Here is a 26583-nt window from a genome sequence, read left to right as displayed (position 1 = left end):
ACAGGGCCTCAGTCTTCAACCACTTCAATCTTGTCGGCTAAGAACTGGAAACCATCTGGAATGTCCAGCTCCTGCTGCTCAGGTTCCTCCTGAGCTGGCTGGTCTCCTTTGCGTTTTCTGGCAAATTCTGCCCGAATGGCCTGGAAATCCTCCTTGGCCACGGCCATGATGTTGGGCGAAAAACCCGCCGCCTGGCTCATGATGTTGCCAAAAATGGTGTTGAGGTCGGCCCGCTTCATGGCCTGTTGGGCACTAAAGGCGGTGTCAAAAGCCAGAATGGCATTCTCTGCGTTGGCCAAAACTGGCTCAGACCCCAAGAGCAGGGCCCGGTCCTGGGCCGAGATGCTGTCTAAAATCTCATTCCAGGCTCCTTTTAAGGCCTCCAGATAGGCCCGTGACTGCTGGGCCTCCTGGACGGTCTCTGCCATGATGGCCATGATTTTGCCCTTGTCCAGCTTGTAGGCTGGGGCCGTAGGCTTGTTTGAACTTGTTTTTTGGGAAATAGCAGAGCTGGCAGGGCGGTTTTGCACCTCCTTGAGCAGGTTTTTGAGCTCCGTCACCTGGTTTTGGAGACTAAGCAGCTGGTCAGCCAGATCCGCTGGCAGACCCACCGCTTTCCCCGACTGGGCCAACTTGATGGTCATCATCTCCGCATAGATTTTTGGCTGGGTCCCTGTCTTGATGTCTGGCAGGCTCTTGGTCACCACCTCAATCATGGCAAAGAGCCTGTCTTGGTCAGTCTCCAATTGCTGGGCAAAATCTGCTGACACATAAGCTACATGACCACCGTTTTTAGCGATGAGCAGGTCTCTCAGGTAGTTGAGCAGGTCAGTCGCAAAGCGGCTCATGGACTTGCCGCTGTCAAAAATCGTTTGCAGGTGAGCTAGAGCAGACAAGCTGTCCTGCTCGGCTATTGCCCCAAAATAAAGCGACAGGGCAGAGAGGGCGATGGAACCCGTAATCTCCTCCACCACCGCTGCCGTCACGCCATCGGGACCAGACAGGCTCAGGGCCTGGTCCAGAATGGAGAGGGCATCCCGCATGCCACCCTCGGCCCGGTTGGCAATCAGAGCCAGGGCCTGGTCCTCGTAGGTCAGACCTTCCTGGGTCAGAACGGCTGCCAGGTGCTGATGGATGTCGGTCTGCTGGATGCTCTTAAAGGCAAAGCGTTGAACCCGGGACAGGATGGTGGCTGGAATCTTGTGGAGCTCGGTCGTCGCCAAGATGAAAACCACCTGCTCGGTCGGCTCCTCCAGGGTCTTGAGCAGGGCGTTGAAGGCCCCCGTCGAGAGCATGTGAACCTCGTCGATGATGTAAACCTTGTAGCTGGCCCGACTGGGAGCGTAGGTGGACTTGTCGCGGATGTCCCGAATCTCATCCACCCCGTTGTTGGAGGCCGCGTCAATCTCAATCACGTCCTCCAGGGCCCCACGGGTGATGTCTACACAGAGGTCGCAACTGTTACAAGGCTCGCCGTCCACCTGATTGGGGCAGTTCATGGCCTTGGCGAAGATTTTGGCCGCCGAAGTCTTCCCCGTCCCCCGAGGACCAGAAAAGAGGTAGGCGTGGCTGATTTTCCCCGTCGCCACCGCCTGCTTGAGGGTCTTGGCGATGACCTCCTGGCCCACCATCTCCCCAAAGGTCTGGCTGCGGTACTTGCGGTAAAGAGCTTGGTACATTAGTTTTCTCCGAACATGCTAAAGTTGAAGGTTGTTTTGGACAAGAGAGAAGCGACAAAAGCTTCTAGGTACTCCTGATCGACCTCATCGTAGTCACCGATTAAGTGGCTGTCCAAGTCCAGCACACCAATCAACTTACCATCCTTGACCATAGGTACCACGATTTCAGACATGGCTGCCGAATCACAGGCAATGTAATTATCATGCTCCTTGACATTTGGCACAATCAAGGTTTGGCGCTTCTCGGCCGATTCCCCACAGACCCCCTTGCCCAGGGCGATGTGGACACAGGACACCTTGCCCTGGAAAGGTCCAAGAATCAATTCCTGGCCGTCAAAGAGGTAAAAACCTGCAAAGACCGAATTAGGCAGGGTCTGGTTAATTAGAGCCGAAGCATTGGACAGGTTAGCCAAGGCATTGGTCTCCTTGGCAAAGAGGGCCTCAGTCTGGGCCAAGAGGAGTTTGTAAGCGTCAATTTTATCTTGTTTAGTCATTTTTTCCATACTCTTATTATAACAGAAAAGAAAAAGATTGCCCACTTGGGACAATCTTAGGTTAACCAAATCAGGTAGAGGCTGATGGCCAGCACCGCTAGTCCCAGCCACCAAGCGAGATGAAAGTACCATTTCTTGGTCTTATGGCGAATCTGGTGACTGGCCACCATTGCCCCCAAACCGCCAAAACAGAGGGCTGTCAGGAGCAAACGGGCTTCAGGCACCCTCCAGGCTCCTTTGACCGCCTGCCGCTTGTCCCAGGCATAGAGGCAGGCAACCAGGAGGTTCCAAACCAGCAAGGCCAGGGTTAGAAAAAGCCGCCAGTCCATCAGCCACCTCCCAGGATGGTGGTCAGGATGGTGGTCAAGCCCGAAAACCCAATCAGAGCATAGGTGGCCTGACGGAGAATCGTCGGGTTGAGGCGATCATTGAGGCGATGGGCCACTTGCAGGCCAAGGGTCATGGTTAAAAGACCAAGCAGGATGTAGGGGAGGTGATTGGCCTCCAAAATGCCTTTCTGCAAACGTAGGGCTAAATTAACCAAACTGACCAAGAAAAAAGTCATCTGTAAGGTTCCCTGGTACTCCTCCCTGCTCTTGGACATGGCCAGGTAGAGCAAGACCATGAGGGGGCCACCAATGCCAAAGAAGCCGTCAGACAGGCCAGACAAGAACCCCACCACCAGCTTGGTCGCCAGATTGGGCCTGATGGTCAAACCATCCTTGACCAAGAGAAAGTAGGCTGCCAAAGCCAGCAAGAAAACCCCGAAAGCCAGTTTGAGACTGACCGTATCAAGTAAAGGGGCAATCCGAATAGCCGTGGTGCTGGCCGCCAAATAGGCTACCAAGGTCACGGCAATATTACCCCAAACAATGTGCTGGCGCTGCTTGTGAGCAACTAGTCCACAAATCCAAATGGCCACCGCACCAGACACCGCAGCCGCCTCAGGCAGGGGCAAGAGGTAGGGCAGAACCAGCATGCTGATGACACCAGCCCCAAAGCCCGTCACGCCCTGAACCAAGCCACCCAAAAGGGCAGCCAAGGCAAAATAAAAATAAGTCATCATTGCTCCTTCGATTAGTTGTTTTTCATGGTTTTCGACCCCAAAAAGCCATCACCTGAGATGGACTATGCTTTTAGACAAAGAGACAAGACCTATTCAGTCTTGCCTCTCTATTGTAAATCATCTCATCAACTTTGTCCATCAGGGAAACTTGGGTCATTGGACACTAGGAAAGACTAGGTTACTCCTCTTTGTTCAGACCAGCGACCCCAAGTGTAGCCAGTAGTCCTGCTCCACTCATGGCCAAGGGTGTAGCTGCTAAATCCAGCTTGGACTTACTCTCTACAACTCGGCTAGGCTGAGCTGGGGACGGGCTAGGTAAGGCTTGTCTTGCTGGCTCAGCAGGCAAACTGCCCACTAAAATCAACTGCCTAATCGGAGTTACCACAGAGGTCACAGCCAAGACCCGTTCACCCGTTTTTATGCCATTAGTATAAGTGTCTTCATAGACCTTAATCACCTGACCAGCCCGACCTGGACGTAGAATTCTTTCTTCTCCAGGTTTTAGTGCTGTGGTCGCCACACGCTCTACTGTCATCGGGAGAGTCTCAACCACTTCACGCCGTTGGGTGTGGCTGGTCACTATTGGACGGGTGCCGACCAGAACCAAGGTCTTAACAGGACTTACCAAATTTTTGATTTCCAAAACTCGTTCGCTGGTCTTGCTGCCATTGGTGTAGGTGTCTTCGTAAACGGTCACTATCCGTCCAGCTCGACCCTGACGCAAAACCTGCTCTTGGCCAAGCGGCAAACTTGCTGTCTCAACCCGTTCTAGCTCAATTGGCCAATCAGTCACCACCTCACGCTTGCTGGTTTGGGTGATGAGTTTAGGAGCAGTTCCCACCAATAGCAACCTGCTGATAGGTTCTACTCGGTCTTTGAGCTCAATCAAGCGGCTAGTTGTCTGGCCAGCTGTCGTCTGGTCTTCATAAACCTTGGTCAAACGCCCAGCAACTCCCTCACGCACCACCACTTCGCGACCGACTTCCAGATGGGCAACAGGAATCCGTTCAACCAGAAAATCAAGCGGTTCAACCACTGAACGAGTGGTCTTGGTGGCAACAGGCCGAGTACCGACACGGACAATCTTGCTGGTTGGCAGAACAAGCTCCTCAATTTCAACCAGCTTCGATAAGGTCTGGCCATCAATAAGGGTATCCGCATAAACCTTGACCAAGCGACCTGGACGGCCCTCACGAAGCGTGAGCACCTCACCAGCATCAAGGTTAGCATCAAGAATCTGCTCGGGAGCGACGTTCAGGGGGACGACTTCCTTACGCAGGACTGGGTCTGGCTGAGGCTCCTTAGTCGTCTCGCTAGCAGGTTTTGAACTGCCCTGGTCTGCCAAACGCCCCACAAGAGACAGGGCCTTTGCGACCTCCTGGGCCGTCGCAAACTTGTTGGCCAGCACGCTCCTGATGGTCAGCCAGTCCTCTTGTTCTGGGGTCACTGCTTTTTTGGCAAATTGCTGAGCGAGGAGCGATTTATCAACTGCCTGAGTTTGATACACCCTGAACTCTTTGACAGCCACCTCATTGGTGCCCTGCTTTCTAGCGACGGATTCAAACTTGACATAGCGGGCCTTGACCGCCCCCAAATCAAGTGTGACATCTGCTCTGCTATTGTCCGCCACAGCCTTAACCTCCCTAAAAGTCACCAGGTCATCTGAAATCAGAACCTTAAAGGCTGTCGCTGGTCGAGCCTGGTCAAAGACGACCTGAACCGCGTTGAAATCCTGCGTTTTTTCCAGGTCAACAATGAAGTAATCCCGGTCATGGTTGGAGGAGTTCCAGCGGCCCTCGGCTCCATCCACATCACCATCCGTCAAGCGACCCTTATGGTAGGGCTTGATGTGCTGGTTCCAAAAATCCGACTGGTGGCGGTAATCATAGACTGGCTTGTGGAGGGCGATATTGATCCGTTCCAGGTTTTCCTTGCCGATTTCAGCAGCTTCCTGCGTTCTATTATAGACCTTGAGGTCCTTGATGTAGCCTTCAAAGCCCTTGCCGATGGTCTTAATCGGCAGGTTGAAGGAGGTTCTGAAATTCCCCCGAGTACCCAAATTAGAGCCTTCCACATGGGTCAGGGAAGCCACCCGCTCATCGTTGAGGTAGACATTGAGCACTTCCCGAGTGCCTGTCAAGGTCAACTTGTAATCCTTACCGACTTCCAATTTCGGAGCTAGATATTGGGAATAGAAATAGCGGTTGAGGCCGAAGCCTTCAAGAACGTCGCCAGCCTGGTTACGCCCCTTGCCATTGAGGAAGAGGGCCCCGTCTTCTGAAGAGAGCAAGCTCCCCTTGTCCACATTGGTCGGTTTGAAGGTCAATTCGAGAGTGTAAGGCAGACCCAGGGTCTCCAGTTCCGTCTCTAGGTGGTTGGTGCCATCAAACTTGAACCACTTGTCCCCGTCCAAATCAACCACTTCCGTCCGCCCCTCGGACCGAATCGTCAGGCCATTGGCAGATAAGTCAGGAAGTTGTTTGTCGCTGGCATAGGCAGCGTCAAGGTTAAGGACCAGGGACGACTTGGTCTCATACGGCAGGTAGTTATTCCGCAATCTGGTCGCTTCAAAGGCCTTTTGGTAGTCCAGATAGGTCCGCTGGGACTTGTCATTCCAGGTCTTAAAGCCAATCATGGCCAGGGATTTTTCCAAGCGGTAATAGAGGTCACTCTCCTCAATCCCCTCATAATGCTCATCCCCCCACATGGCCCCCTTAGCACCCAGCAAGAGCGGTTCACCATCCAGAGCCTGACGCTTATCAGCTGCTACATCCAGGTTGAAAATGTAAGGTTTCCAGTGGTCAAAAACATACTGCTCATTGATGATGTCCTTGTGGTTGCGGCCTGGGGTCACATAGGTAAAAGGCTGGGGCACATTGACCACCTTGAAGCCCTCGTTGATGCGATCAACCGTCACCGACTCGTACTGAGCCCACTCATCAAAAATGATGTCCTTGGAGACTGGCGTCTTGCCTGGGAACATGGACAGGGCACCCCAGGTTCTCAGGGTCTTGCCGTGCTCCTTGGCCAGGTCATTGAGCTCATTGAGGTAGGTTCTAAAGGCCTCCAGGTTGCCGTTTTTCTGCCAGTATTCGTCCACACCCAGATGGATTTGGTCGTAGGTGAAGACCCCAGTATCCAAGTAGCCCTTGAGCAACTCTCTAACAAAACGTTTGGCACGAGCCGTTTCTTCTGGGTAGGCTTCAGGGTTAATGGCTAGCGCTTCTAGGTCGCTTGGGTGATGAATGGGCTTGCCCAGGTAATCAACCTTGTCAGGATTTTTCAAGGCATAAAGCGAGTAAACTGCTGAGTGACCTGGCGTGTCAATTTCCACCAGGGTATTGATACCAGCTGCGGTGTTATCCGCTTGAAATGTCTTGAAGTCCTCCAGCGAATAGGCAGGGTTACCATAGACCTGACGGTAGAAATCATACTCGCCCTCGTATCGGTCATGCTTGAAGTCCAGCTTATTGAGCCCAGGGAAGACCGTTGATTCCAGACGGTGGGCTGCCTCAGTCTTAGACCAAGGCTCGACACTGCCTCGAGGACCGTCTGGCCACTGGTTGTCGTTGACATGAAGGTGGAGCTCATTGAGCTTGTACCAGCGGAAGAGATGGGACACCTCCTCCAAGAAGTCCTGCCGCATGGGAATCCGAGCCACGTCCAAAAGCATGCCCCGAATGGCATAATTAGGGTAGTCTCGGTAAACACCCTTGGTCAGGTGACCTTGAGCCTGCAACATCTGAGCGATGGTCACGGCTGCGTAGTTGAAGGCCTTGGCCTCCTTGGCAAAGACTTCCACCTTGTCCCCAACCCGCATCAGGTAGCCCTCATCCTTGAGGTCATAATCATCGGTCAGTTTGAAACTAATGGTGGCTTGGTCGGCTGGGGCGGTCTGCAACTGGTAACCCAAAAGGCCCTGCAAGTCCTTGTTAAAGAGGGCCAACTGCTTGTCCTGGTCAGCCGCCATATGCACCGTAGCTGATGGGGTCAGCTCCAACACACCTTGATCAGGTAGAAATTCCTGGATTTCCAAGGCCAGGAGAGGCTTGGTATTGGTGCCTTGGACCCTTTCTCGGTGGCTGGCTGGCACATGGATTGTCTTGTTAACCTTAGAGGCTGCAACCAACTCCTGATTGTCCTTGCGTCTGGCCGCCACCACCATGACCACATCCAGGTCATTGAGGCGGTAGCTGGCCAGATTACCCTGGTTGTCCACCACATATTCATTGGCCGAGCCGATGACCTCATAGGTGTACTGGTCATCTTCTGGGGCATTGGTCACAAGCACACGGTCGCCGACGATTTCAAGCTTGGCTGCGGTGATTTTAGCGACAGGGTCGGCTGGGACTGCCACTTCTTTGGATAAATGGCCGAGCACCCGAACGTCTTTGACGGAGACAGAATTGCCACCGGCATGGTGATTGATGCGGTTAAAGGTAAAGCGGAGGTAGCGGTTAACTGCCACAGGCTGGTCAAAAGTGAGGCGGTCGGTCAAATCAGTCGCCTGAGCATCGGCCGTCAGTTGTCTTGAACGGGCCACCTCCTGCCAAGACCCCTCCTGGCCGGTGGCGGACGTCAAGATGGTGTAGTCTGTGGCATAAACCTTGCGGTAAAAATCCACTTCAATCTGCTTAACCTGACCAGCGGCTCCCAAATCAACTTGCAACCATTGTGGGGTTTGGGTCTCGTCAGGGCTGGTGCTGGTTTTCATGGGCAGGCCCGCCCAGCGGCTATCGCTACTGCCATCAAAGGCATGGCTAGGTGCGGTGTTTGTGCCTGCTTCTACACCCGAAGCGGTCGCTGGTCGGTTGAGGGCCATGTTGGTCAGGTCTGTCGTCGCTGGGGCAGTTGGTGCTGGTTGAGACTGGTTAGCCAGCAAGTAGCCCTGCAAGCGGATGTCCTTGACCGAAACAGCATAGCCGCCCGCTCCTGCATTGACCCTGTTGAAACGAATCCGAACATGGCGGTCTAACTCCTGGGGAGTGGTTAGGGTGAAGTTATCGGACTGGTCAGCTCTGCCATTGTCCACCAAAGCTGTCCGATGAAGCACCTGCCGCCAATCTGTGTCAGCCGCGTCGGGCTGAGCTGCCGTCAAAATCTCATAGTCGGGCGAGTAAACCAGGCGATAGAAATCCACGCCGCCGCCCGTCAGCATGGTCTTTTGCCCCAAATCAAGCTGGAGCCACTGAGGGGTTTGCGGGTCGGTGATCGAGCTGCCGTTCTCCTTCATCTTTGGGGCAGCATAGCGGGTTTCAGGATTGCCGTCAAAGGCGTAGTCGTGAGAAAACCGCTCCAAATCCTCCAAATCCACGCCAGAACTGGTCACAGCCTGCTTGTGCTGAATCAGGTTCTCTGAAACTGGGGCGGTCGTCTCCGAAGCCATGACCGCTGGTGAGGCAGACACAAGAGGCAAAGCCGCCTCTGTCGGAAGAGGTTGTGCAAGGTCTTCGGCAAGCACAGGTGCAGTTTCTTGCGTATGGTCCTTGGGTAACTCTTGAGCACTTGGAAGTAGCGAGGCGTCAGGGCTGGTCACATCATCAGCCCAAACCGTCTGGCCCCCCAATAAAAAAGACCCAATCAAGACCGAACCTGTTCCCACCGCTAATGTTCGGATGGCATAACGTTTTTGCTGGTCAAAAAATCTTGGCTTGTGTTGAGGCATAGGCTATTCTCCATTTAAGTAATCATCAGACTAAAAAGTAAACGCATACATTTTTATTTTAACCTTTTTAGATTAAAATGTCAATTTTTAATAGGTCAAAACAGTAAAAAAACCTGCCCACCACTGGTGGACAGGCCAATCATACAAAGGGAAGGCCAATCAGAACGCCTTTTCACTAGGAGACTGATAACTAAGCCTCACTCCAGTAGAGGGGAGTTGCTTTAGTCTAGCTCTTTTTTCAGATGTCGAAGACCCAGACTGGCCAAGAAGAGGCCTAAACCTGCCAGAGCTAGGGGTTCTACGGTCACATCACCAGTGTTTGGCAGGGTTTTGGAACTTGAGCCAGTAGCTTTTGCCGACTGTTGGGTCGCTGGAAGAGCTTGGGCACTTGTTGGGTTGGTGCTAGGCTTGGCCGCTTCCTTACCTGCCTCTGCCCCGTCTGTTTTAGGAGCTGGGGTCGGTGAAGTCAGCTGGCCTGGTTTCTCGTCAGCTGACGGTGGGGTAGTCGGGGTTGGCTGACCTGGTTGCTCATCAGCTGACGGTGGAGCAGGCGGAGTGGGCTGACCTGGTTGCTCGTCTGATGACGGTGGGCTAGGCGGAGTGGGCTGACCTGGTTGCTCGTCTGGTGACGGTGGGGCAGGCGGGGTTGGCTGACCTGGTTGCTCGTCTGGTGACGGTGGAGCGGGTGGGGTTGGCTGGCCTGGTTGCTCGTCTGGTGACGGTGGGGCGGGCGGGGTAGGCTGACCTGGTTGCTCGTCTGGTGACGGTGGAGCAGGCGGGGTTGGCTGACCTGGTTGCTCGTCAGCTGACGGTGGGGCAGGTGGGGTTGGCTGGCCTGGTTGCTCGTCTGGTGACGGTGGGGTTGGTGAAGTCGGCTGGCCTGGTTGGTTATCAGTTGACGGTGGGGTTGGGACTGCTTCGGGTGATTTGGGTTGTGATTCGTTTTTGACGTAAGTGAATATTACGTCAACCAGAGTCTCTCCTCTGGAGAAAGCATCCTGATGACTAAAAGAAGCTTCGCCTCCATTGCCTCTAGTCTCCCACAGGAAACTTTGAGCTAAAACAAGATAGCTTACAGGAGTATACCCTTCGATATCTTCAGCCACTACAGTGTAGTTGTCTGATTTAGGATGGAGTGTTTGACTTGGCCCAGATAATAGTTCGCTATTGGCGTCAACACCTCTAATAACCACGGCTACAATTTCTTCGGTAGGACTTTCAGCTTTGACCGAGGTGTACCCAAAAACAGGCACCGCAACCGGTGCAAGCTGTGCAGCTCCAAGAGCTGCCACACAGGCCAGGGACAGACCGACTTTAGTCATTTTCTTTGCCATAAGTAACTACCTTAACCCGCCACTGGCTCTGGCGGATCCTTTCTTTAATAGCTTAGGGGCCTGCTAGGACAAGGTCAGAACCAAGCCAGGCTCCCTATGTTGATAGGATACCCCCCCCCCCGAATTTGTCAAGTATTTACTGCGATTTTGGGCAAGAAAGTGATTTCTGAAATAAAATGTAAAGTTTTTGAAAAACATTTCCCCGACACCAGCTGACAAACACCTTAAAAACCTGCCCACAACAACGAGCTAGAGCTTCAACCAAATTTCCAGCAAAATGTAACCTATTTGGGCTTGACAATCAATCCTCGTTCATGGTATACTGATATATATATATATATATATCAAAAGGAGATTTTATGTCAGCAACACGCTTAATCATCAAACCAGAAGACCCTACTCTCTTGAAAAACGACCTCCTAGCACCTAGTTTGATTTTAATCAACGGCTTAAAATATGGTTGGAATTTCAGTGATAATCTCTTACAACAAGAGCATTTCACGGAAGATGCCCTCATCATTGATTTCTTTACTGAAAGAGAGTATGATGAAGCTGGGTTATTAGAGGTTCAGAGTAAGATTGAAGCCATTGTCAGAAATTTCTCTAGGTTGAGCAACAAAAATATGGAACTGGAATGGCAAAAAATATAAGAAAAAGGGGGTGCATCCAAGCACCTCCTTTTCGATGATTGCAGGCTCAATGAGAAGATAAACTACCTCCCATTGACCTTCTTCATGATCCGCTGAATGTCGCGGTTCTGGTCCCGTTTTTTGATGGACTCCCGCTTGTCGTAGTCGTGTTTCCCCTTGGCCAGGCCAATCAAGAGTTTGGCAAAGCCGTCCTTGAGGTAGACCTTGAGGGGCACGATGGTCATGCCCGTGCCCTTGACCTCCTGCTCCAACTTGGCAATTTCCTTCTTTTTGAGGAGGAGCTTTCGGGTCCGCTCAGGGTCGCTGTTCCAGATGTTGCCCTGCTCAAAGGGGCTGATGTGAACATTGACCAGCCAGGCCTCGCCCCGCTTAATCTGGATGTAGCCGTCCTTGAGCTGGATCCTGGCCGCCCGCACGCTCTTAATCTCCGTGCCCGTCAGGACCAGCCCCGCCTCTAACGTGTCAACAATGGTGTAATCATGCCGTGCCTTCTTATTTTGAGCGACGACGTTTCCCTGCCCCTTGGCCATGCTTGGCTCCTTTCTTGGCTTTTTCCTTCAACTTCTTGCCGTTTTTCTTGTCTTTTTGGTGAATGACGAAGTGACCGTGCCGCGGTTTGTGGTCTGACTTGCTGTCGCCATCCTTGTTCTCGGACCGCTGCCCTTTCCGACGAGGAGGACGACCGCCTCTAGCAGACTTAGCCACTTTTTCCTTGACATCAAACTCGCTTGGCAGATACTCAAAATCAATATCACCCGTTTCCTTATCCGCCCTGGTCAGTTTAACCTTAATCGGCTGACCAACCCGGAAGACCGTGCCAGATTTTTCCCCTTGCAGGGTCAAGTTCCGCTCATTGTAGCTGTAAAACTCAGGCAGGTTGGTCACGTGAACCAGGCCTTCGATGGTGTTTGGCAACTCCACAAAGAGGCCAAACTTGACCACGCTGGAAATGATGCCCTCGAATTCCTCGCCCACATGTTTTTCCATGTACTCGGCCTTCTTCATGGCCTCCACCACGCGCTCCGCATCGATGGCTCGGCGTTCCAGGTTAGAAGACTGGCTAGCAATCTCAGGAATAACCTGAGCATAGTGGTCGGTTTTCTCAGCCGTCACCTGACCGTAGTCCCGAATCAGGCGGTGAACCAAGAGGTCTGGGTAACGGCGGATTGGGCTGGTAAAGTGGGTGTAGAACTCGGCCGCCAGACCATAGTGGCCATTGTTGTGCTCCGAATACTTGGCCTGCTGCATGGAGCGGAGGAGCATCATAGACAACACTTCGCTCCCTGGCTGGCCTTCCACCCGACGCATAAAGTCTTGGAGGGCATCTTGTGATACCTTGCTGGCTGTTCCTCTCACCTGAACCCCAAAGAGGCTGGCGTAGTCCATGAACTTCTGCAATTTCTCGGCCTTTGGCTCCTCGTGAATCCGATAGATGAAGGGCAGCTTGGCCGTTGCAAAATGCTTGGCCACACACTCGTTGGCGGCCAGCATGAAGGACTCAATCAGTCGCTCAGCCACGCCCCGCTCACGAACGACCACATCGACTGGCAGGCCCTTGTCGTCCACGATGATTTTGCTTTCTCTGGTGTCAAAGTTGAGGGCACCACGGTTAACCCTCATCTGCTCAAGGATATTGTGCAGCTCTGCCATTTCCCCCACACTAGCAGCGATAGCCTCGTAGCGAGCCAGGAGCTCCTCATCGCCCGCCAACATCTTATTAACGTCCGAGTAGGTCATGCGGTAGGTGGTCTTGATGACCGACTGGCAAATCTGGTAGTCGACCAGGCGACCCTTGCCGTCAATCTCCATGATGGCCGACTGGGTCAGGCGGTCCACCTGGGGGTTGAGGGAGCAAATGCCGTTAGAAAGCCGCTCAGGTAGCATAGGAACCACCCGGTCGGTCACATAGACCGAAGTGCCCCGACGCAGGGCCTCCTTGTCCAGCTCAGAGCCCTCGGTCACATAGTAGGACACGTCGGCAATGTGGACACCCAGCTCGAAGTTGCCGTTGTCCAGCCGCTTGATATGAACGGCATCGTCCAGGTCCTTGGCATCCGCCCCGTCGACGGTAAAGGTGATTTCCTGACGCAGGTCAACCCGACCCACATAGTCTTTTTCCTGGGGCAGATCAGGCACGGCTTCGGCTTCTGCCATGACTGCCTCTGGGAAGGCCGACACGATGTCCATGCTTTCCAGGACTTCCAGAACATCGATGCCCACATCGCCCTCGTGGCCGATGATGTCCCGCACCTCTGCTGTAAAATGAGCCTGGTCCGCTGATGGGTAGGTCAGGATATCCACTTTGAGGATTTCTGTGCCTTCCAACACCAGCGGGCTGGTTTTCACATAAATCTTCTGGTTAATCTTGGCGTTCTTGCTGAGGATATAGCCGACATGGCCTGGCAGGCTGTCGTCCAGGGTCACCTTGCCCACGATGGTGGCCATGGCCCGCTTGACGATACCAACCACACGGGCTTCCGCAGCCGTTCCCTTGAGGCGGTCACCCACCTTGGTGATGGTCACCTCAACCGTGTCCCCGTCTAGGGCATGGCCAACGTCGTTACGGCCGACAAAGAGGTCGTTTTCCGCCTCGTCCACGCTGACAAAACCAAAACCAGCCTTGTTGGCTCGGAAAATCCCCTGAATGGTCACTTCCTGCTTGGCAGGTTTCTTGGTGTTGAGGGCAATGTTGCCCAAGTCATCAAAGGTCAGCTGACCTTTGGCTTCTAGTTGTGAAATGGTCTTGACCAGGTCACGGAACTGGGCCGCCCCTTGCAGACCCAGACCCGCTGACAGGTCAGCCATGCTGACCTTGCCCACCTGGGCTAAATACTCTAATAATTGTGTTTTCATTTGTTTTCCTTATTCTATCCGTCTTGTCTATCCAACTGCCTCAGGTCACACCACCTGACATGGTCTTGGGGACAAAGCCAAAAATAAGCTTGACTCACGTCAAGCTCATTTTCCGACTACTTACTTGATAATACCGCAAGGGCCAGGGCAACCGCCAACCAAAAGAAGACTAAAATCCCCGTTAGGCGTTGCATAAAGGCTTCAAAGCCTCTGGCCTTGGTCCGTTCAAAAAGAGCTTCTGAACCGCTGCTATCAAAGACATTGCTGCTTGGGTTTTTCTGGGGTTGCATAAAAATAGCAATCACCAAGAAACCCGATAAGACCAGCAAGGTCACCAGTAAAATGTCATACATCTGTCTTGTCCTCCACTATCGTCTTGACTATTCTAACACATTCGGGCTCAGGTTTCAAGGTGTAAGGTTACTTTTCGCTCCTTGGGGCAATATTTGGGCACCTGAATCCTGTCGGGATGAGTCGTCTTGTTCTTGCTGGTTAGATAATTTTTGCTGCCACATTCCTGGCATTTGAGGTGGATTTTGACCCGCATGGCACCAGCCTTTCTCTTACATGATACTATATTATACCACAAGACTGGCCTGCCGCCTAGGGGCATGAGCCTAACGTTTTCTCAGGCTACCAAAAATCCCCCGAACCAGCTCACGCCCGACAGCACGCACCGCTGAGTTGATGAAACTGTCTGCCGCCTTTTCTACGGCTGATTTAGGCTGGCGAGCCTTGGCACGGACGGCTTTCTCAGCCTCTTTTCTGGCCTGCTCCTGCTCCTTGGCCAGGGCCTTGGCCGCTTTTTCGGCCTCCTTGGCTTCCTGGGCAGCAGCAGCCTCAGCCTGCTGGTTGAGCAGGCGTTTTTCCAAGACCTCATGGGCAGACTCACGGTCTAGGCTGTCCATGTATTTGTTGTAAAATGGCGAGCTGTTAATCAAGCCTTGGACATCTAAGGCAGAGAGGGGCTCAAAGCTGGACTGAGGTGGGTAGATGAAGGCCCGCTCTACCACGCTCGGTTGGGCCTTGTCGTTGAGGAAGGACACCAAAGCCTCACCCACTTCCAATTCGGTGATGACCCTGGCCACGTCCAAATCAGGGTTCTGACGGAAGGTCTCCGCAGCCGTTTTAACAGCCTTAAGCTCTTTTGGCGTGTAGGCCCGAAGGGCATGCTGGACCCGGTTGCCCAGCTGGGCCAAGACCGCCTCTGGCAGGTCCAGCGGGTTCTGGGTGATGAAGAAAATCCCTACCCCTTTTGACCGAATCAAGCGAACAATCTGCTCCACCTTGTCCACAAAAATTTTCGGAGCATCCTTAAAGAGCAGGTGGGCCTCATCAAAGAAGAAGACCAATTTTGGTTTGTCCAAATCGCCCACTTCTGGTAAGTTCTCAAAAAGCTCCGCCAGCATCCACAAGAGGAAAGTCGAATACAGGTTAGGGGAGTTGAAGAGCTTGGTAGCATTGAGGATGTTGATGGCCCCATTGCCCTCGCTGTCCACCTGCATAAAGTCTGCCAGGTCCAAAGCAGGTTCACCAAAGAAGATGTCCCCACCTTCTTGCTCCAAGACTAAAAGGCTTCGCTGGATAGCTGCCACTGACTGCTTGGCAATATTGCCATACTGGGCCGAATACACACTGGCCTGCTCGGCTATTTCCCGTAGAAGAGCCTGCAAGTCCTTGAGGTCAATCAGGAGCCAGCCATTATCGTCCGCCACCTTGAAAGCGATGTTGAGGATGCCGGTCTGGGTCTCGTTGAGGTTGAGGATGCGGGCCAAAAGCGGTGCCCCCATCTCCGAAATGGTGGTTCGAACAGGGAGACCAGCCTCCCCAAAGACGTCCCAGAGTCGGACTGGAAAGCCCATGTTTTCATAGCTATCCGCCAGCCCCAGCTTATCCAAGCGTTCGGCCAGCTTGTCGGTCACCTGACCGCTCTTGGCCAAGTTGGCCAAATCGCCCTTGATATCGGCCAGAAAAACCGGCACGCCAGCCTGGCTCAGCTGCTCGGCCAGAACCTTGAGGGTCACGGTCTTACCCGTCCCCGTCGCCCCAGCAATCAGGCCGTGGCGGTTGAGCATGTTGAGGTGAAGCTGGGCAGGATTTTTGCCCTTAGCGATTTGAAGTTGGGTCATTGGAGTCTCCTTTTAATGGTTTTAAGGTCGTTGATACGATCATGTAGGGTGCTAACCGTCAGTAGTTCAGGTAAATAATGGCAGAGCATACCATCTTCCGCAAAGACATTGTCTGGTAAATCAAGACGATCAGGATTTCCTGTCATCAATAGGATACTGAAGGTTCCACCAGGACCAGTTCCTTCTAAACTGCTGCCAGTAAAATAATAGGTAAAAGCTCGAAAAGTCTCTCCCTCATAAGTACCTGAGATGACATCCGCCACTTTTTGCTGACCACCCCTACCAAAAGGGTAAGTCTTAAAGTTAGCGTACTTGGTTACATAGGGATTATCTCCAACTGTAACTAAGATAGCTGACTTAGTCGTCTTTCGATGGATCAGCCGATAATTAGGGTTTCCTTGGGCCCGATCATACTGATATCCATGTTCCTGGGCAAAAATCTGGTACTGGGTATTCTCTTCTCTGGCCCTACGGATCACCCGAAAGACAAACCAGGCGGTTAACCCTAAAATAAGGAAAATCAGGGCTAAACTAGCCAAAATAATCATAGGCAAGACGGTAAAAACTCCTTATTCTTTAGGAAAATGGCAGAGCGTCATGCTAGTCCCTGCCTGATTGGTTACGATTGGGATAGAACTTGATTTTTTCAGGCTCTATTTTCAGATAGTTTCTAGAAAATTCTCGATTCATCCAGCATTTTCTGGACCTGCTCATAGGTGGTTTCTAGCGAGCCATTGTTGTCAATCACTCGGTCAGCACGTTTCAGTTTATCAGCCAGAGGTAGCTGACTGGTCATTCGTTTTTGGGCTTCTTCCAGACTATAACCGTTGCGGGCCATGAGCCGTTCCAGCTGGACAGCTTCATCAACAGCCACCAGCCAGACCTGGTCGCACCAGACCTCATACCCCTTCTCAAACAAGAGGGGAATATCCAGAAAAATCAGGTCAGCCTGAGCCAACAAGCGGTCTTTCTCCTCAGCCAGTTCCTCACGAATAATCTGGTCCTGCAGTCGATTAGACAGCTCCAAGTTCTCTGGACTGGAAAAAATCAACTCAGCCAACTTGGGGCGGTCCAACTGACCATCAGCTGCCAGGATAGCTGGCCCAAACTGAGCCAGTAAGGCCTCATAAAGCCTGCCACCAGGAGCCTGCAAGTCATGAACCAGCTGGTCCGCGTCCAAAACAGGGTAACCTTGCTTTTGCAGGTAGGCACTCACTGTTGATTTGCCTGAGGCAATCCCGCCTGTCAGGCCGATAATGGTCTTTGTCATCACGCACCTCTTCTCCTTTCATTTTACCATAAAAGGCTAGTGAAAGAAACTTCTCTAGCCTTAAAGTAATTAGTACAACTGCTCCCATCGAATGATAGACTCAGGTAATCAGATTATACCCCATCAATCAAGTTGAACGATTATTTCTTTTATTCTCGGCAATCATAATCTTTCTAGCCTCCCTGTAAAGAAATTCATAATTATACTGGGTTACCTCAAGGTCATGACTTAATTCAATAATCAAGTTAAGCTCATCGGCAGCTCTATCACTAATCTTGGGAATAACTGCTTGAAGATTCTCACGCATGCGATTCAGTAAAAAATTAATCTCATCATATTTTTCAGCGTTAATTTTATCCTGTTTCTCTTTCTCTTGCTGTGCAGCACTCGCTGCCAAAATCAAATCATTGGTTTTCGCTTGTTCAAGTAATCTAGGATAGTCAATTCTCTTACTAAACCAATCATCTTGAAATTTTTTTAACAATTTAGAACTCATCCGTTGTCGCTGATAGGCTAATACAATCAAATGTTTAATATCGTTCCATGGATGAAGACTCTTGGGATTTGTACAAACTAAAGCTGTATCAGAGCTAAAAACTATCCATTGATTTGCATCAAATTCATCAATTATATACCCCAGCTCTTCAAACTCAATCAGTTTTGACTGTACCTGGTTAGCATTTCTTTCAGAAATCTTGGTTATCATAAACTCACTAACCGCCTTATAATCAATATAAGAATGCAACCAATCTGGCATTAATGGATCATCAATCTGCCAACTTGATTTCAAAGTTGAATATTCACTCCAACCCTCACCTCTCCCAACACCCTTCCTGATTGTTACGGTATATTTTTTAACAATATCATTATCTTGATAATACTCACTTCGAACTTTTGTATATTTGTTATACCATTTTTTGGTCTGCGAACGATAGATTAGTTTCTCCATAGGTTTTTCTTTCAACTTATTTCCAACTTTGCCCGTTTCTGACATTTTGGACAGAAATGGCTGCCACGCCCCGCCACCTTGATTTTTTCAATTGGGGTGGCACAACGGCCACAAGGTTGGCCTGTCTTGGCATAGACCTGGTGGTAGGCCTGCATGGTGCCGTCCTCGCCCAGGGCATTGCGATAGGTACGGATGGTCGAGCCACCTTTTTCAATGCCCAGCTGCAAGATACGAATAGTCTCAGCATGGAGCCGCTTGATTTGGGCAGGCTTGAGCTGGCTGGACAGAGACTCAGGATGGACCCTACTGGCCCAGAGAACCTCGTCCACATAGATATTGCCCAGACCAACCACCAGCGACTGGTCCAGCAGGTGGGGCTTGATGGGCTTGCGACTGGCAAGCACCGCCCGCTCAAAAGGGGCATAGCCAAACTTGCCCTTGACAGGCTCTGGCCCCAGTTTCTTTTTGGTGAAATAGCTGAGCAGCTCTGCCATTTCCAAAAGCTCAAGCGTGCCGAACTTGCGCACATCCTGATAGACCAGGGTGGAGCCGTCCGAGAGGTCAAAAAAGGCGTGAAAATGCTTGTTGGCGGGCACCTCATCTCGGGGAAAGAGCAGCCACTTGCCCTCCATGCGGAGGTGGGAAATCATGGCTCGATCGCCAAGTTCAAAAATCAGGTACTTGCCCCGCCTAGACATGCCAGTTATGGTGGCACCAACCAGGTCGGTCGCCAATTGCTCCGCCCCAGTCACCACTAAACGGGGATAGCTAATCTCAACCGCCGTGATGGTCTTGCCGACCACCAAGCCTTCCAGACCCCGTCTGACCGTTTCGACTTCAGGTAATTCTGGCATAGGTCCTCCTTGTAAAAGTTGTTATCGTTAACGGTTCAATCTCTCATGAAGCTGGTTATAGAGGGATTTTATTAGGTCTAGCAAAGTATCGTGGTCAATTTTAGTTGGCATTGTTCCCTACTCCTGTTACAAAAAACTTTGACAAAAGTTCCGTGACACCTGCTAACTAAACCGTTAAAAAGGCTTCCAAATCGTTAAGAGCTCGCTCGGCGATTTTTTCGGAGCGTTCTTTCTTGTCACGAATGCGTGAGCCGTCCAGTTCCTTGATAATACCAAAGTTGACGTTCATAGGCTGGAAATGCTTGCTACTAGGTACCTGGTCTTGAGGGAAAAGCAGCCACTTGCCCTCCATGCGGAGGTGGGAAATCATGGCTCGGTCGCCCAGTTCAAAAATCAGGTACTTGCCCCGACGAGCCATGCCCGTGATGGTAGCCCCAACCAGGTCAGCCGTCAACTGGTCCGCTCCCGTCACCACTAGACGAGGCTAACTGATTCGAACCGCCTCGATGGTCTTACCGTCCACCGCCTGGCGGACGGGTTAAACTTGACCAGAACCAGTATTTCCCTTTTCTCTGGTTGAGAAAATTGGTCAATTCAACCAATTCCTTAGGGGCTGTTTGCCCCAGACTAAAGTAACGAATTTCTGCGGTGGTTCTGCTCGCCAAACGAACGGCAGCTAAATCTAGATTGCCACCCGTTTCAATCTCTCGAGCCGCTAACAATAGTTCTTGTTTCAAATCTTCGGTCAGGACTTGGTGGTGCTGGTTGTAAACGGCTTTTATCAACCGTAAAAATTCTGTTTTGTTGATTTCCCTAGCCATAATGCTCCCTCATGTCTCTATGTGACAGTGCGAATAATTTAGGTTTAAACCGTCAAAAAAGCTTCCAAATCGCTAAGAGCCCGCTCAGCAATTTTTTCATAGCGTTCTTTCTTGTCACGAATGCGTGGGCCGTCCAACTCTTTGATAATACCGAAGTTGACGTTCATAGGCTGGAAATGCTTGCTTTCCGCATGGGTGACATAGTAAGGCAGGCTGCCGATGGCAGTTGTTTCTGGGAAGATGACTTCTTCTTCACCCTTGAAGAGACGAGCGGCGTTGATACCGGCCACCAGACCGCTAGCAGCTGATTCCACATAACCTTCAACACCGGTCATCTGACCAGCGAAAAAGACATTGGGACGGAGCTTGGAGCGGAAGGTCTGCTCCAATAGATTTGGCGAATCCATGTAAGAATTGCGGTGCATGACCCCGTAGCGGACGATTTCTGCATTTTCCAGACCTGGAATCATCTGGAAGACCCGCTTCTGCTCGCCCCACTTGAGGTGGGTCTGGAAGCCGACAATGTTAAAGAGGCTGCCAGCCGCATTGTCCTGACGGAGCTGGACAACAGCGTAAGGGGTCTTGAAGTCGCCGTCTCGTGGCCCCTCATAGTCCTCTGGGTATTCCAGACCTACCGGCTTCATTGGCCCATAGAGCATGGTTTTGATGCCCCGCTTGGCCATAACCTCGATGGGCATGCACCCTTCGAAGTACTTCTCTTTTTCAAAACTGTTCAAGGGTGCCTCTTCAGCATTGACCAAAGCCTCGTGGAAGGCCAGGAACTCCTCCTTGGTCATGGGGCAGTTAAGGTAGGCCGCCTCGCCCTTGTCGTAGCGGGACTTGAGATAGACCTTGCTCATGTCGATGGAGTTTTTATCGATAATAGGGGCTGCCGCGTCATAGAAGTAAAAGCCAGAGCCACCGTTCAGGGCGTGAATCTTTTCTGCCAGGCTGTCGCTGGTCAATGGGCCAGTCGCAATCACCGTGATGGCGTCATCAGGAATCTCGGTAATCTCCTCCCGAATGACCTCAATCAGAGGGTGGTTGTGGAGCTCAACCGTCACGGCCTCAGCGTATCCCTCACGGTCCACCGCCATGGCGCCACCAGCAGGAACGCGGTGGGCCTCACCGTTGCGGAGAATGACGGAGTCCAGACGACGCATTTCTTCCTTGAGGAGGCCAACCGCATTGGTCAGGCTGTCCCCACGGAAGGAATTAGAACAAACCAGCTCGGCAAAGCTGTCTGTCTTGTGCTGGGGCGTTGGCTTGACCCCACGCATTTCGTAGAGTTTGACGGGAATGCCCCGCTTGGCAATCTGGTAGGCGGCTTCTGAACCCGCCAAACCTGCTCCGATAACGTTGATATAGTTTGCTGTCATGTTTGTTTCCATTTCTAGTTTTATCCCTCTATTTTACCAAATTTTACTTTAAAAAACAGTTCAAGGGCCTTGAACTGTCTAGTTATTCTCCAAATAAAACTCGAAACGGTCGCCGACGTACTGACTGCGAACGTATTCAAAGGGCTGGCCGTCGGTAAAGTAGGATACCTGGGTCAGGGCCAAAATGGCATGACCCTTTTGCAGACCCAGATAGCTGGCCACTCGGTCGCTGGCCGTCTTGGCGTAAATGGTCTGCTGGCTCTTGCCGATGGTATAGCCGCTGTCAATCAAGGTCTGGAAAAAATGCTCGGTGACGGCCTTCTTGTCCACCCCCCGAATCAATTTCTCAGGAATGCTGGCCACTTCATAAACCACAGGAAGGCCGTCTGCGTAGCGAACCCGTTCCATTCGGATGACATAATCCTTAACAGTCAGGCCCAGCTGGTGCAGCTCAGTCTCGCTGGCCAATTTTTTCTGATAGCTAATCAAACGGCTGGAAGCTACCTTGCCCTGGGAAGTCACGATTTCGGTAAAGGAGGTGGTTCCCCGCATCTTCTCCTGAACCCTGCGGCTGGCCACATAGGTCCCTGAACCGACCCGCCGTTCCAAGACCCCTTCTTCGACTAGGAGGCTGACTGCCTGACGCAGGGTCATCCGACTAACAGCAAACTCCTCCGCCAAATCCCGCTCGCTGGGCAGGCGGTCACCAATGGTCCAGACCCCCTCGTCCACCCGCTGCTTGATACTATCTCGAATGGTCACATAAATTGGTTGCATAAGCCCTCCTTATTAAACACTGTCTTGATAATTATTCTCAAATGAGAGACTGAAATTGACCTAGTTCTATTTTATCAAAAAACAACATGATCATAAAGGGGAGATGTGCTACTTCTGTAACTCTAATCCTAGCTGTTTCCCAATTCTTTGGTGCGAGCAATGGCTTGGCTGACCGCAGAGATGACCGCGTGGCGGAAGCCATGCTCCTCCAAGGCCACAACCCCAGCAATGGTTGACCCACCAGGCGAGGTCACCTGGTCACGCAGGACCGCAGGATGCTGGCCAGTTTCCAAAACCAAACTAGCTGCCCCAAGCAGGGTTTGGGCAGCCAAATTGAGGCTGTCCTGGCGCTGCAGGCCATGCTTGACCCCAGCATCCGCCAAGGCTTCAATAAACTGGTAAACAAAGGCAGGACCACAGCCAGCAATGCCAGTCGCTGCATCAATCAAGTGTTCTGGTAACTGGAGCAGTTTTCCAGAAGTGGCTAGAAGATTTTCAAAGAGCTCTCGGTCTGCCTGCTCCCGCTCCCCAACCTTGACAGCGTAAGTAGACATGCCTTGACCAATGGCCACAGGGGTGTTGGGCATGAGGCGAATTAGACCAGCTTCTTGAGGCAGTTGACTGGCCAGCTGGTTCAAGGTTAGGCCAGCCGCCATGGACACCCAGAGGGCGGTCGGGTTTTGAGCAATCTCGACTTGAAGGTCAGTCAAGAGCGACTGAATCTGATAGGGCTTGACCCCCAGAAAAATGACCGAGCAGGTCCGAACGATTTCTGCATTGCTAGCCATCTGGGCCCCTGGCAAGGCCTGAGCCAAGGCTTGAGCCCGTTCCAGGTTGTGGTTGGACAGGACAATATCCTGACCCCTGGCAGCAACGGCCTGAGCCAGAGCTCCGCCCATATTGCCCACACCGATAAATCCGATGGTCATGGGCACCTCACTTTCTGACCTGGCCATTGCCACGAATGATGTACTTGTAGCTGGTCATTTCTTCGAGACCCATTGGGCCACGAGCATGCATTTTCTGGGTGGAAATGCCCAGTTCACAGCCCAAGCCAAATTCCCCGCCGTCGGTAAAACGGGTAGAGGCATTCACATAGACTGAAGACGAGTCCACTTGGAGGGTGAATTGGTCAGCGGCAGCCTGATCCGCCGTCACGATGGCTTCACTATGGCCGGTCGAGTGCTGGTTGATGTGGGCAATCGCCTCAGCAACCCCTGAAACCACCTTGACTGCCAAGACATAGTCCAAAAACTCTGTATCGAAATCTTCTGACCCTGCTGCCTGAGCTGAAGGCAAATGGTTTTGAGCCTCAGGGTCTGCCTTGAGGGTCACCTGACCGGCCAAACGCTCTTCTAGGGCTGGCAAAAACTGACCAGCGACAGCTTCATGGACCAAAAGCACCTCAGCGGAATTGCAGACAGATGGTCGGCTAGTCTTGGCGTTGACCGCTATCTCCAGGGCCATGGCCAAATCGGCCGCCTGGTCCACATAGAGGTGGCAGATGCCCGTGCCCGTCTCGATGACCGGCACCGTCGCCTGGGTCACCACCGCCTGAATCAGGCCAGCCCCGCCCCGAGGGATGAGGAGGTCCACCTTGCCCTTAGCCGTCATCAGCTCCGTAGCCGACGCTCGGCTGGTATCCTGAACCAGCTCGATGACCTGAGGGGAGAGGCCAGCCTTTTGGAGGCCGTCTTTTAGGGCGGTCACAATGGCTTGCGCAGACAACCAAGCCTCCTTGCCACTCCGAAGGATGCAGGCATTGCCACTCTTGATAGCCAAGGCTGCCGCATCTGAGGTCACGTTGGGACGGCTCTCGTAAATCATGGCAATCAGACCAAAAGGAACGCTGGTCTTGGTCAAGACTAAACCGTTGGGACGGGTTTCCTGAGACAGAATCCGACCAACAGGGTCTGGCAGGTCAATCAAGGCTCGAATGCCCGCTGCCATCCCCTCAATCCGCTCAGGGGTCAAGAGCAGACGATCCAGCATGACCTCTGAAATCTGCCCCTTGGCCGCAGCCATGTCCTGGGCATTGGCCGCTAAAATAGCCTCGCTTGCCTCAACCAGACTATCCGCCATGGCAGCCAGGGCCTGATTTTTCTGGTCTCTTGTCGCAAAATTGATGGCCGCCTTGTGGGCCAAGAGGCTGTCTAATAACTCTTGTGTTGTACTCATTTGGTCTCCTTTACAAACTTACCCAGTCGTTACGGTGAATGACAATGCCCTCTGGGTTCAGGGCCGTCATCTTCTGGCGGAGCTCGTCGGAAGACAGCTTGACCCGTCCCTTACCGATGAGGGTCTGGTCAGCCTGGCTATAAACGGACACGATGTCACCAGCCTGAAAGCTGCCATCCAGGGCTTTGACACCAGAAACCAGCAGACTTCTGCCCTGGTCCTTCATGGCCTGGGTCGCTCCTTGGTCAAGGTAAACAGCCCCTTCTGTCCGAGCATAGAAGGCCAACCATTGCTTGCGTTGGTTGAGTTTTTGCCGGTCAGCATGAAAGAGGGTGCCACGGTTGGCCTGACTAACAGCCTCAATCATGGCCGTGTCAGCTGCTGACGAACAGATGTAAACCGGAACCCCAGACCGGGTGGCCAAAACGGCCGCCTGAATCTTGGTGGCCATGCCACCTGTCCCGTTAGCCGTCCCTGCTCCTGCTGCCATGGCATGAAGTTCTGGTGAAATCTCATGAACCTCTGGAATGTGCTGGGCAGTTGGGTCGGTCGCTGGATTGGCCGTGTAGAGGCCGTCAACATCGGTCAAAAGCACCAGCAAATCCGCCTTGATCAGGGAAGCTACCTGGGCAGACAGGGTGTCATTGTCCCCGACCTTGATTTCCTCAACAGCCACCATGTCGTTTTCGTTGATGATGGGAATGGCCCCCTGCTTGAGCAGGACCTGCATGGCCTGAGAAGCGTTCTGGTAGCGTCTGGCATCGGCAAAATCATCCTGGGTCAAAAGCACCTGGGCCGAGACAATCCCGTCTTGGAGCAAGAACTTGGTGTACTCCTCAATCAAAAGCCCTTGACCAACAGCTGCTGAGGCCTGTTTTTCCGCAATCCGGGTCGGTCGCTTATCAAAACCCAACCGTCTGAAGCCAGCAGCGATGGAACCCGAGGTCACCAAAATCAACTGGTGGCCAGCCTTGTGGAGCTGAGCCAGCTGGCGGGTAATTTTTTCAATCTTTTCTGGCAGCAAGTTGCCTGCTGCATCGGTCAGGGAACTGGTCCCAACCTTAAAAACAATCCGATGATAGGTCATAGGTTTCTCCTAAATGATGATTGCTCCATTATACCACAAAACTGGAATTTCCATTACTTCCTAAGATTATCAGCCAACTCAAAATGCTCCCCAGATTTCACTTCTGCAATTTCTATCAAAGAAAATCGCCATCTATAAAACATAAAACCGCAAGTCTTTCCACTCTAGGCTAAGCCCCCCTCTCGTTTGATGGCGATTCGAGGGAGAAACCTCCCCCCTGCGAGGCAAAGAGAAGTCTTAATACAAAACAAATCGTACGGAAAAAAGGCTCGTTCAACTTCCTGCAAATCTGCAGGATGCAAGAAAAGGCTCAGAAAGGCTAAGGCAAAACAAATCGTACGGAAAAAAGGCTCATTTGACCTCCTGCAAATCTGCAGGATGCAAGAAAAGGCTCGGCAAGGCTAATGCAAAATAAATCGTACGGAAAAATGGCTCATTTGACCTCCTGCAAAACTGCAAGATACAAGAAAATGCTCGGCAAGGCTAATGAAAAATAAATCGTACGGAAAAATGCCTCATTTGGTATCCTGCAACTCTGTAGGATACAAGAAAAGGCTCGGTAAGGCTAATGAAAAAACAAGTCGAGAAACTGATCGACTTGTTCTAGTTATAATGCTTTGGTTTTCTTTTAGGGCGATGATGGTTACCACCAATAAATCCAACAAGCTAGTGAACTATTGAAGGAGCGAGCCAGAAATAAGAAATCAGGCTGATGGTAGAAACACGCCAGCCCCTATTGGATTTTGACTAAGTTTATACTTGGCCTTCTCATCTCTCCTTAGTCAGAGGCATGGAGAAGCCGTCGTAAGACAAACTAAAACAGGCAGTTCTATAAACTAAAGTGCCATATTAAGGCGCTTGATAATACGGGCTGGATTGCCAGCCAGAACAATATTATCTTCAGCGAAAGATTTTGTCACTACCGCCCCTGCTGCCACGACCACATTATTTCCTAAAGTAACACCAGGCAGAATAATCGCCCCGCCCCCAATCCAAACCTTGTCACCGATGGTGATAGGCTTGCCGTATTCCAGACCAGCAATACGTTCCTCCGCATCCAGGGGGTGCGAGGGGGGCAAGAGTTGGACATTAGGGCCCAGCATGGCATGATCACCAATGGTAATGGGGCAGACGTCCAAGAAAGTGCAGTTGAAGTTGGCAAAAAAGTTCTCGCCTACATGGATATTGATACCATAGTCACAGGCAAATCCAGTCTCAATCACAAGATGCTGGCCTGTTCGCCCAAACCAACCCTTAAGGAGCTGGCTGCGTTTAATCTCATCCAGTTCTTGGTTGAAAGCCTGCATCTTTTGCCGAGCTTGTCGTCGCAGGGCAACTAGGTCGGAGTGGCTGGCATCATAAAGCTGGCCGGTAATCATTTTGTCACATTCGGTCATG

General features: G+C 52.0%; 24 protein-coding genes. 1 reads left to right on the top strand and 23 read right to left on the bottom strand.

Annotation, left to right across the window (positions count from 1 at the left end; genetic code table 11):
- Window positions 1-8: 8 nt before the first annotated feature.
- The 6 genes from dnaX to AC3ARB_RS04170 form a co-directional block, all read right to left on the bottom strand.
- Complete coding sequence (gene dnaX, locus AC3ARB_RS04195; protein ID WP_488321304.1) at window positions 9-1679, bottom strand: DNA polymerase III subunit gamma/tau; 1671 nt, start codon at window positions 1677-1679, stop codon at window positions 9-11.
- Window positions 1679-2173: a GAF domain-containing protein gene (locus tag AC3ARB_RS04190; RefSeq protein WP_488321303.1), complete on the bottom strand. Its 495-nt coding sequence runs from the start codon at window positions 2171-2173 to the stop codon at window positions 1679-1681. Before AC3ARB_RS04190 ends, dnaX begins: the two co-directional genes overlap by 1 nt.
- A 56-nt stretch (window positions 2174-2229) precedes the next feature.
- The gene (locus AC3ARB_RS04185) at window positions 2230-2502 is read right to left on the bottom strand and encodes a DUF1294 domain-containing protein (RefSeq protein ID WP_488321302.1); all 273 of its coding nucleotides are present in this window, start codon (window positions 2500-2502) and stop codon (window positions 2230-2232) included.
- Entirely contained in the window at window positions 2502-3236 is a 735-nt protein-coding gene (locus AC3ARB_RS04180) for a TSUP family transporter (protein WP_488321301.1), read from the bottom strand. The genes AC3ARB_RS04185 and AC3ARB_RS04180 overlap by 1 nt, the downstream gene beginning before the upstream one ends.
- 181 nt (window positions 3237-3417) lie before the next feature.
- Window positions 3418-8904 (bottom strand): G5 domain-containing protein, encoded by a 5487-nt coding sequence (locus tag AC3ARB_RS04175; RefSeq protein WP_488321300.1) that lies wholly within the window; start codon window positions 8902-8904, stop codon window positions 3418-3420.
- A 221-nt stretch (window positions 8905-9125) separates the two neighbouring features.
- Window positions 9126-10238 carry an LPXTG cell wall anchor domain-containing protein gene (locus AC3ARB_RS04170; protein WP_488321299.1) on the bottom strand — a complete coding sequence of 371 codons (1113 nt, stop codon included), beginning with the start codon at window positions 10236-10238 and terminating at the stop codon, window positions 9126-9128.
- A 359-nt stretch (window positions 10239-10597) separates the two neighbouring features.
- Between AC3ARB_RS04170 and AC3ARB_RS04165 the strand changes: the two genes are divergently transcribed.
- Window positions 10598-10888, top strand: a complete 291-nt coding sequence (locus AC3ARB_RS04165) for a hypothetical protein (RefSeq protein WP_488321298.1) — start codon at window positions 10598-10600, stop codon at window positions 10886-10888.
- A gap of 62 nt (window positions 10889-10950) precedes the next feature.
- Here the strand turns inward: AC3ARB_RS04165 and smpB are convergent, their stop codons facing one another.
- From smpB to AC3ARB_RS04080, 17 genes are all read right to left on the bottom strand, one after another.
- Window positions 10951-11418, bottom strand: coding sequence for an SsrA-binding protein SmpB (gene smpB, locus AC3ARB_RS04160; protein WP_488321297.1), 468 nt, complete (start codon window positions 11416-11418; stop codon window positions 10951-10953).
- Complete coding sequence (rnr, locus tag AC3ARB_RS04155; RefSeq protein ID WP_488321296.1) at window positions 11381-13741, bottom strand: ribonuclease R; 2361 nt, start codon at window positions 13739-13741, stop codon at window positions 11381-11383. Before rnr ends, smpB begins: the two co-directional genes overlap by 38 nt.
- Window positions 13742-13857: 116 nt before the next feature.
- A complete protein-coding gene (gene secG, locus AC3ARB_RS04150) occupies window positions 13858-14094 on the bottom strand; it encodes a preprotein translocase subunit SecG (protein WP_488321295.1) in 237 nt (78 codons plus the stop codon).
- Between the two features lie 47 nt (window positions 14095-14141).
- Complete coding sequence (gene rpmG, locus AC3ARB_RS04145) at window positions 14142-14288, bottom strand: 50S ribosomal protein L33 (RefSeq protein ID WP_488321529.1); 147 nt, start codon at window positions 14286-14288, stop codon at window positions 14142-14144.
- Window positions 14289-14358: 70 nt separating this feature from the next.
- Window positions 14359-15870, bottom strand: coding sequence for a helicase HerA-like domain-containing protein (locus AC3ARB_RS04140; RefSeq protein ID WP_488321294.1), 1512 nt, complete (start codon window positions 15868-15870; stop codon window positions 14359-14361).
- A complete protein-coding gene (locus AC3ARB_RS04135; RefSeq protein ID WP_488321293.1) occupies window positions 15867-16424 on the bottom strand; it encodes a hypothetical protein in 558 nt (185 codons plus the stop codon). Before AC3ARB_RS04135 ends, AC3ARB_RS04140 begins: the two co-directional genes overlap by 4 nt.
- 116 nt (window positions 16425-16540) lie before the next feature.
- Window positions 16541-17140 (bottom strand): dephospho-CoA kinase, encoded by a 600-nt coding sequence (coaE, locus tag AC3ARB_RS04130; protein ID WP_488321292.1) that lies wholly within the window; start codon window positions 17138-17140, stop codon window positions 16541-16543.
- Window positions 17141-17267: 127 nt separating this feature from the next.
- On the bottom strand, window positions 17268-18089 hold the full coding sequence (locus AC3ARB_RS04125) for a hypothetical protein (RefSeq protein WP_488321291.1): 822 nt from the start codon (window positions 18087-18089) through the stop codon (window positions 17268-17270).
- Window positions 18090-18100: 11 nt separating this feature from the next.
- Window positions 18101-18943, bottom strand: a complete 843-nt coding sequence (mutM, locus tag AC3ARB_RS04120) for a DNA-formamidopyrimidine glycosylase (RefSeq protein WP_488321290.1) — start codon at window positions 18941-18943, stop codon at window positions 18101-18103.
- Between the two features lie 166 nt (window positions 18944-19109).
- A complete protein-coding gene (locus tag AC3ARB_RS04115) occupies window positions 19110-19415 on the bottom strand; it encodes a DNA-formamidopyrimidine glycosylase family protein (protein WP_488321528.1) in 306 nt (101 codons plus the stop codon).
- 40 nt (window positions 19416-19455) lie between these two features.
- Entirely contained in the window at window positions 19456-19764 is a 309-nt protein-coding gene (locus tag AC3ARB_RS04110) for a hypothetical protein (RefSeq protein ID WP_488321289.1), read from the bottom strand.
- Window positions 19765-19808: 44 nt separating this feature from the next.
- Entirely contained in the window at window positions 19809-21143 is a 1335-nt protein-coding gene (gene trmFO / locus AC3ARB_RS04105; RefSeq protein ID WP_488321288.1) for a methylenetetrahydrofolate--tRNA-(uracil(54)-C(5))-methyltransferase (FADH(2)-oxidizing) TrmFO, read from the bottom strand.
- Window positions 21144-21221: 78 nt separating this feature from the next.
- Window positions 21222-21920 (bottom strand): GntR family transcriptional regulator, encoded by a 699-nt coding sequence (locus AC3ARB_RS04100; protein WP_488321287.1) that lies wholly within the window; start codon window positions 21918-21920, stop codon window positions 21222-21224.
- A gap of 128 nt (window positions 21921-22048) precedes the next feature.
- Window positions 22049-22849, bottom strand: coding sequence for a pyrroline-5-carboxylate reductase (gene proC, locus AC3ARB_RS04095; protein WP_488321286.1), 801 nt, complete (start codon window positions 22847-22849; stop codon window positions 22049-22051).
- A 7-nt stretch (window positions 22850-22856) separates the two neighbouring features.
- Window positions 22857-24098: a glutamate-5-semialdehyde dehydrogenase gene (locus tag AC3ARB_RS04090; RefSeq protein ID WP_488321285.1), complete on the bottom strand. Its 1242-nt coding sequence runs from the start codon at window positions 24096-24098 to the stop codon at window positions 22857-22859.
- A gap of 10 nt (window positions 24099-24108) precedes the next feature.
- Window positions 24109-25185 carry a glutamate 5-kinase gene (gene proB, locus AC3ARB_RS04085; RefSeq protein WP_488321284.1) on the bottom strand — a complete coding sequence of 359 codons (1077 nt, stop codon included), beginning with the start codon at window positions 25183-25185 and terminating at the stop codon, window positions 24109-24111.
- 836 nt (window positions 25186-26021) lie between these two features.
- Window positions 26022-26582, bottom strand: a complete 561-nt coding sequence (locus AC3ARB_RS04080; protein WP_488321283.1) for a sugar O-acetyltransferase — start codon at window positions 26580-26582, stop codon at window positions 26022-26024.
- Between the last annotated feature and the right edge of the window lies 1 nt (window position 26583).

It is taken from the genome of Streptococcus sp. ZY171113 (genome assembly GCF_057748235.1).
The sequence above is the reverse complement of the archived record's forward strand: the minus strand, read 5'-3'. Positions and strand labels throughout refer to the sequence as shown.